The following is a 7,297-nucleotide window of genomic DNA, read 5'->3' as shown; positions in this document are numbered from 1 at the left end:
CGTTATAGGTTTGGCTGCCGCTCAGGGTGACGGCCAGCGGGTTGATGGTCATGCCGCCGCTGGCACCGGTCAGGGTGTAGTCGCTATTGCTCAGCGACAGGCTGTTGAAACCCGACAGGGTACGGCTGCCTGCATGGATGCTGTCCAGCGTGGCGGTGCCGCCCACGGTGACGCTGTCGCCGCCGATCAGATTGCTTACCGCCAGATTGCTGCCCTGCGCCGTCGCCGTGCCGTTATAGGTTTGGCTGCCGCTCAGGGTGACCGCCAGCGGGTTGATGGTCATGCCGCCGCTGGCACCGGTCAGGGTGTAGTCGCTATTGCTCAGCGACAGGCTGTTGAAACCCGACAGGGTACGGCTGCCTGCATGGATGCTGTCCAGCGTGGCGGTGCCGCCCACGGTGACGCTGTCACCACCGATCAGATTGCTTACCGCCAGGTGGCTGCCTTGCGCCGTCGCCGTGCCGTTATAGGTTTGGCTGCCGCTCAGGGTGACCGCCAGCGGGTTGATGGTCATGCCGCCGCTGGCACCGGTCAGGGTGTAGTCGCTATTGCTCAGCGACAGGCTGTTGAAACCCGACAGGGTACGGCTGCCTGCATGGATGCTGTCCAGCGTGGCGGTGCCGCCCACGGTGACGCTGTCACCACCGATCAGATTGCTTACCGCCAGGTGGCTGCCTTGCGCCGTCGCCGTGCCGTTATAGGTTTGGCTGCCGCTCAGGGTGACCGCCAGCGGATTGATGGTCATGCCGCCGCTGGCACCGGTCAGGGTGTAGTTGGCGTTGTCGAGTGTCAGGCTATTGAAGCCAGACAGCGCACGGTTGCCCACATGGGCGCTGGCCAGGGTGGCAGTACCACCGACCGTGACGCTGTCACCACCCACCAGGTTGCCAACCGCCAGGTTGCCGCCCTGCGCAATGGTTGACCCGTTATAGGTTTGGCTGCCGGACAGGGTGACTGCTCGTGGTTGAATCGTCAGCGTACCGTTGGTGTTGCCGCTGCTTGCCAGCACATAGTTGGAAGCGCCCGAGCCGGTAAGGCCGGTGACTTTTTCTACATAGCTACCGACCGCTGTATTGGCAGCCAAGGTCACGCTGGATCCGCCTTGGGTAAAGGCGCCCACGGTACCGAACACCTGATCGTTGTTAAGGATACCCGTCAGGGTGGAGTTGCCCAGGGTTGCCAGCGTGCCATAGGTCGAGAAGGCATCTGCAACGGAATAGCTCAGCGAGGTGTAGAGGATTGCCGGCTGCAGGTTCAGCGTGCCCGTGTGGTACTGGATGGTGTAATTACCCAGCCCGGTTCCGGTTGCCGCCGCCGGGGTGATGGTGTAGTTACCGACTGCAGTCGAGGCAGTGGTCGCCGTCAAACCGCCCGGTATCGTTTCAGTCAAACCGGTAATGGCATCACTGTTGACAAGACCGGTTTGCGTATAGCCGGTGTTGAGCGCGGTTGACAGCGTATATGGTGTTCCATAGGTGGCGGTTTGATCGCTGGCGGTGATGATTAGGGTGGCAGGGTTGACCGTTAATTGGCCGCTATTGGTAAACGTGGTTGCACCATAACCGTTGCCAACGCTTAGCGTTCCTGCGGCCCCGCTAATCGTATAGGGGCCACCTGCCACGGTGGCACCAACAGCCGTGCCACTTGAGGACATGCTCGGCGCACCGCTGTACACCATGGCTGCGGTATCGGCAAGATAAGCGCCACTTACCGCCGGCTGTAGGCCGCTGATGGTGTAGTCGGACTGGATAGCGGAAGAGGCATCAACGCCATAGGTCTTGCTGCCGTTGGTACTGGTAACCGTCAAGTGCGGCTGATAGGCAAAAACGTAGCGGTTGCCGCTGGCGCTTACCGAGGCACCGGCTGCGGTATTCCACACCGCCGTGTTATTACTATTCAGATTGCCGAAGGTATCCCCACTCGGGCCTGCCGAGTACACCAACCAGCTACCATTGGGAACAGACAGCGCACTTGCCCCGGCGTTATTGATGAAGTTACCGCCGGTTTGCAGCGTAATCGTGCCGTTGTTTGCGCTAGCGGTGAGTGCGGCACCGCTAGACAAGGTAATCGATCCGTTCTGGGTTCCGAGGTTTTTCACCGAGATACTGCCAGCACCGATACTGCTGGCCAGCGTGATATTGCCAGCCGCGTTGTTGGTGTTACCGGCCCCATTATCAAGCGTGATGTTCACCATGCCGCTACCAGCCGACAGGTTGGCACCGGAGGCAACCGAGATGGATGCCGCTCCACTATCGCGATCAGCATTGACCACGTTATGAGAAGCGGTGTCGTTCGCAGTCAGCGTCAAATCACCATTGCCGGTGTCGATGGCGGCATTAACCGCAATACTGCGGCCTGCATCCAGAGTCAGGCCCGCTGTCGAGCCCGAATTGGCCGCAATCGCGCTGTTGACGGTGATGTCGTTATTGGCCTGCAGCGTGACAGAAGTGCCGCTGTTAAGGGTTTGCAAAATCAGGCTAGGCGCAATGGTAACGTCAAGCCCGGACATGAACCCATAAGTGAAAAGGGTGGGATCAGTAAACGCCAGCGTCACCGTTCCGCTGCCATCACTCGGCCGCGCCACCAGGAACTCCTTGGCGCTATTAAGCGCAGATACGGTCTGGCTACTGTTAGCGGTTGCGCCGGCCAGGCTGTTGCCCGTGTTGACGGTTCCGGTGATGCCACCGGTGGAATTGCTCCAGGTTGCCGCGCCACGGCCGCCGTTCCAGCTCGGGCTGGAAATGACATAATCACCGCCGGACAACAGCGCAACACCGCCACTGCCAACCTGATCGCCAGCGGTGCTACCAATCAGACTGTTACTGGACGATACCGCTCCAGTTACCGCGCCACCGTAGCTGACATAAGTCACCGCACCAGCCTGGCTGTTCCATTGGGAGCTGAATACCAGGTAATTATTGCCGCTGACATACTGCATGCCACCATAGCCAACTTGGTCGCCACCTGTGGTCGAAATCGAGAAGGTACCATTGCCTTGGGCATAGCTTGATAAGGTACCTGCCGTTGAACCAACCAGGCTGTTGCTGCTACCGACTACGCCGGTAGCACCACTGCTACCATTGCCGTAGGAAACAGCACCACGATTGTTGTTCCACAGCGGGCTGAACACGACATAGTCGTTATTGGCCTGTACGACGACATTGGTCATCCACAGATTTTGGTCGCTCTTATAGAAATAATTGGCGGAACCGCCGGTGCCAATCGCGTCGCCGTTCTCATACTGCTTGTAAACGTTTCCACTGTAGTTGTAGGTATTGACGGTGCCTGAATATTGACCGACCAAACTATTGGAAGACGACACATCACCTACCGTTGCCGATGAGGGATTGATAAAGGAGATCGCCCCCTTATTGCCGCCCCATAACGGACTCAAAACCAGGTAATTGCTACCGCCATTATTGGATAAGGTCAGAATACCGCCAGAACCAACCTGATCGCCGCCAAACAGACTAACCACGTTACCGCTGACCGAACCGTTGAATTGTGTAGAAGCAGTGGAGCCGACCAGACTATTGCCCGATGTCACATTGCCGGATGTGGCCTGCGCTGCCGTCATCAGCGTAACGGCACCTTTCTGCTGCGCCCAGTTGGGGCTGAGCACAACCCAATCACCATTGCTCAGATTGACGATGCCACCACTGCCAACTTGATCGCCGCCAAGATTGTATGGATTGCTGCCCCCCAGTATCCCCGTAGTACCAACAATACTGTTGCTTGAGCTGACGCTGCCGGTTACGCCTGCGCTGCCGCTGCCACGGGTAACCGCACCGCGATAACTGTTCCACACCGGGCTGAGTACGACATAGTCGTTATCGCTCAGGCTGACAATGCCGCCAGAGCCAACGTTGTCGCCGCTGCTGCTGCCCACCAGGCTGTTGGATGACGATACCGTACCGGTAATGCCACTCGTGCCAGAGCCGAAGGTGACTGCACCTTGATGGCCATTCCAGGCCGTGGCAGTCACCACATAATTACTATTACTGAGTTTGGTGACACTACCAACCTGGTCGCCACCGCTGATGGAATTCTGGTGATAGGTGGAGTCATAACCGGTTGCCGCGCCTGCCGTGCTACCCACCAGCGAATTACTGGACGATACCGCGCCCGTCAAGGGTGAGGTCAGCGACATGAAAGTAACCGCACCTATGTTGCTGCTCCAGTTGGTACTGGACGCCACGACATTGCCGTTACCCAGATCAGTTACCCCACCAGAGCCAACGGCATCGCCGCCATAGTAAGCGCGATAACCATAGTTGGAGGTGTAGTAGGTGTTGCCGCCGCTGTCGCCAATGCCTTGGGTTGTCCCCACCAGGCTATTGGCAGCACTGACGGTACCGGTCACGCCGCTGGTACCGTTACCGATGGTCACCGCACCGCGCCCATGCCCCCAGGCAGACGAAACCACGGCATAGTAGCCGTTGGACAGCGCAACCACACTGTTACCAACACTGTCACCGTTGTAGTACCCATAGCTGGTACCGCTATTGGTACCGTTAGAGCAGGAAATGCTACATGTGGCGGAATACCAGGTACCCGCATTACCAACCAGGCTATTGGAAGCGCTGACCGCACCCGTCAGCCCCGAACTTTTATCAATCAGCGTTACCGCACCCGCGTTCTGGTTCCAATACGGGCTATCCACCACAAAATTGCCATTGCTCAGAATGGTGATGCCATTGGAACCAACCTGATCGCCACCCAAATTGTTATTTGCGACAATGGTGCCATGGGTACCAACCAGGCTATTAGACGATGAGACGACGCCCGAGACGCCACTAGCAGCACTACCAAACGTGACCGCCCCCATGCCGGTATTCCACTGCGGCGCGATGGACACGTAATTGTTGTTGGGCAGCAAGTTGACGTTGTTACCGATATAATCATTCGCCGTACTACCCAGCAAGCTGTTGCTGGACGACACCGTGCCGGAAAGACTACCGTTGGCGTTCACCCAAGAGATGGCCCCCGCAGTGCTGTTCCAGCTCGGACTGAGGATCAAGAATGACTTGGTGGTATCGTTGACCAGCGGGGTACCGATGTAATAGGTGTTGTACCAATTCTGATAATTCAGGAACAACAAGCCACCGCTACCCACTTGGTCATTCGCATGCGAGCCCTGCAATGCAGACATCAGCCCGCCGGTCGTGCCGTTATAAAAATACACCGACCCGGCACTGCTATTGCCTGCTACCGTATCGCCCGGTTTGGTCACCACGTAGCTGCCATTGCTCAGTTGCACCGCAGCAGTACCGAAACCGGAGCCGGAACCGGCATTCGGGTCGATCAGATTGGCACTGGCAACATCCCCGGCAGTGGCACTAATGGTAATGTTCTTCGGATCCAGCAACAGTCTGCCTGCAGCCCCTGCGGGAGCACTGGCGTTCGCCACACCACCATAGACAAGCTGGTCACCGCTCGACGCTTCAATCAGGCCACCATTTCCACCTTGCTGGCCAGCCCGTGCGTTGACGGTACCCAAGAAGGTGGTTTTCGTATTTGACCAGACCACAACCTGGCCACCATCACCAACACCGGTGGCATTGGCGGCAAGCGTAGTCGAGGCATTGACGACGGTGGTATCCGCCGTTTGCGAACCACTACCATGCAGCCCACCGCCGATATTGATTTGGCCCCCGCCCTGCACACCATTCGCTTCAAAATCAGCGGCGGCAAGCGCTACCCGCTGGCCGAGTGCAGAAATCGTTCCGCCTCGCTGCCCATTGGCAGTGACTTTCCCGGAGCTAAACAGCGATCCCGCGCTTGTCAGCTGCACCGTACCGGCTACTCCGTTGGTGCTATTGGCTGAGGTTTTTGCCGACGCAGTCTGAATCAGATTACCCTGGGTAGACAAAGCCACTACCCCGCCCGGCCCGGCAAGGCCGTCCGCACTGATCGTGCCGGACTGTAACAAGCCAACGCCCTGCACCGTGACATTGCCACCACTGTCGCCGTCCGCATGAATGGCACCAGACTCAACAATCTGCCGCCCAGAGACCGCGATATTCCCCGCTGCACCGCTACTCGACGACGCGGTGATCGTGCCGTCCAGCAGAACCACGCCATTGCTTCCGTTATGATCCGCAGCTGCCTGTACGCTTATCGAGCCGCCGGCACTACCCGCGCTACCCGCAGAGGCATCCAGCGTTGCACCGCTGCCCACCTGCACCGTGCCACCAGGCGCTGACAGCCAGATCTGACCACCCTGCCCACTGACTTCAGTGGCACGAATCAAGCCTTGGGTATTACCTGCGAGCGCATAGACATTACCATTCTCGGTACGAAGTTCCGCTGCGGTCGCCTGGAGCAGGCCTGCATTAGTCACCGAGGTCGACGTGCCGCCCAGTCCGATGACAAAGCGTCCATCCTGATCGGCCTGGTCTTTCACCAGCACCTGATAGCCCCCCAGCAACCCAACCCGGCCATTAGCAGCCTGAATCTCACCTTGATTGGCAACCTGAGCCGCAATCAGGATGACATCGCCGCCGGAGGCACCGATTTTGCCAAGGTTAGTCACCGAGGCTTCGGAATTGCCACTGAAACTCAGCGCACCGCCAGCCATGAAGTTGTTATTGGACAGATCCTGAGTCGAAGCAACGAAAGAGCCCCCTACCCGGACTTCACCATTGCGCCCAATGATGACGCCAGCGGAGTTAATCAGGTACACGCTGCCAGAGCTCGCCAGCAGGCCATCGATGACGGATGTCGGAGCGCCAACCGCAACGCGGTTAAGGGTTGCCCCAGCGCCGTTGTTGAATCGGACGGTTTCGTTGCCTGCAATCGAAAATGACGACCAGTCGATGATTGCACGGGCGGTATTCTGGTTGATCGTGGTTGTGCTGCCGGATGCGGCAATCGACGCACTGCCGGCTGAAACATTCCCCCCGACAGGAGCCGCCTCGGACAATGCGGAAGCCAATACCAGAGACAGCGTCACCAGGCTGCGACAGGATGAGCCGCCTTTGCGCTGGCTGCGCGTTGTTTCAGCCACTACGACATAACACCCGCGACTGTCATTCCATACTGTGCGATAGGCGCTGTTCACCCTGAGACTCCTTCATAGATGTGATAACCGAATTTACTTAAGTCAAGGGGACCATTGCCGCCATCAATAACTTTTCGTCATAAAACAAAACATACAAGCAAGCCACCGCCATGCAGGCATGGCATACATTGCTTCTGCGTGCACGATGCAAGGATCAGAAGCATAACCGGCAAAGTAGAGGTAGATACATTTGGTGATGCGGACCAGATGGCACCGCGTGCGCAGTCAAAACGC

Annotated in this window: 1 protein-coding gene; it reads right to left on the bottom strand. The window is 58.0% G+C overall.

Features of this window, described 5'->3' with window-relative positions:
* The coding region (locus ACODR9_RS21390) for an ESPR-type extended signal peptide-containing protein (protein ID WP_488812158.1) at positions 1-7,063 on the bottom strand (7,063 nt) is incomplete at its 3' end.
* Positions 7,064-7,297 lie beyond the last annotated feature (234 nt).

The organism is Aquitalea sp. FG25 (genome assembly GCF_057809375.1).
Note: the sequence above shows the minus strand (reverse complement) of the source record. Positions and strands in the feature narration are given on the sequence as shown.